Source organism: Streptomyces sp. NPDC007905 (genome assembly GCF_042959345.1).
Lineage (GTDB): Bacteria > Actinomycetota > Actinomycetes > Streptomycetales > Streptomycetaceae > Streptomyces.
The window spans coordinates 1-1,335 of record NZ_JBIBKS010000085.1 but is presented as its reverse complement, the minus strand read 5'-3'; the positions used below and the strand labels follow the sequence as shown (position 1 = coordinate 1,335).

At 66.1% G+C, this 1,335-nt stretch carries 2 protein-coding genes; both read left to right on the top strand.

The window, feature by feature from the left end; all coding sequences use genetic code 11:
- Nucleotides 1-485: alpha-glucosidase C-terminal domain-containing protein (locus ACFZDC_RS42015; protein WP_391332379.1), on the top strand; the 485-nt coding region annotated here is incomplete at its 5' end.
- Nucleotides 482-1,335: alpha-amylase family glycosyl hydrolase (locus tag ACFZDC_RS42010; RefSeq protein ID WP_391332378.1), on the top strand; the 854-nt coding region annotated here is incomplete at its 3' end. The genes ACFZDC_RS42015 and ACFZDC_RS42010, both read left to right, overlap by 4 nt.

Genomic DNA, 1,335 nt, shown 5'->3' with positions numbered 1-1,335 from the left:
ACGAACTGTGCGAGAACACCCCGCTGCGGGAGGGCGGCGAGGAGTACCTCGACTCGGAGAAGTACCAGCTCAAACCCCGCGACTGGGAAGCCGCCGCACGCGAGGGCCGCACCATCGCCCCCCTCATCACCCGGCTCAACACCATTCGCCGGCAGCACCCCGCGCTACAGCGCCTGCGGAACCTCCGCTTCCACCGGACCGACAACGACAACGTGCTCGCCTACAGCAAGAGCACGGGCCCGGACACGGTCATCGTGGTCGTCAACCTCGATCCGCACCACACCCAGGAGGCCACGGTCTCGTTGGACATGCCGCAACTCGGCCTGGACTGGAACGCTGCCCTGTCCGTGCACGACGAACTGACAGGGGAGACCTACCACTGGGGCAGGACCAGCTACGTGCGCCTCACGCCCGGCCGGACGCCGGCGCATGTGCTCCGCGTCGGGCGATCGACGCCACAGATCGGAGGGCCCTCAGCGTCATGACTGTCAACGACCCCGTGCCGGACACCTTCGAGGACACTCCCGCCAAGGACCGGGACCCCGAGTGGTTCAAACGCGCCGTCTTCTACGAGGTACTCGTCCGCTCCTTCCAGGACAGCGACGGCGACGGCATCGGCGACCTCAAGGGCCTGACCGCCAAGCTCGACTATCTGCAGTGGCTGGGCGTGGACTGCCTGTGGCTGCCCCCCTTTTTCAAGTCGCCCTTGCGTGACGGCGGTTATGACGTCTCCGACTACACCGCCGTACTCCCCGAATTCGGTGACCTGGCCGACTTCGTGGAGTTCGTGGACGCCGCGCACCAGCGCGGCATGCGCGTGATCATCGACTTCGTCATGAACCACACCAGCGACCAGCACCCGTGGTTCCAGGAGTCCCGGGAGAACCCCGACGGCCCCTACGGCGACTACTACATGTGGGCCGACGACGACAAGCAGTACCAGGACGCGCGGATCATCTTCGTCGACACCGAGGTCTCCAACTGGACCTTCGATCCCATTCGGGGCCAGTACTACTTCCACCGCTTCTTCTCCCACCAGCCGGATCTGAACTACGAGAACCCGGCCGTGCAGGAGGAGATCCTGGCCGCGCTGAAGTTCTGGCTGGACCTCGGCATCGACGGCTACCGTCTCGACGCGGTGCCGTACCTGTACGCGGAAGAGGGCACCAACTGCGAGAACCTGCCCGCCACGCACGCCTTCCTCAAACGCGTCCGCCGCGAGATCGACGCGATGTACCCCGACACGGTGCTGCTGGCGGAGGCCAACCAGTGGCCGGAGGACGTGGTCGACTACTTCGGCGACTACCGGTCGGGCGGCGACGAGTGCCACATGGC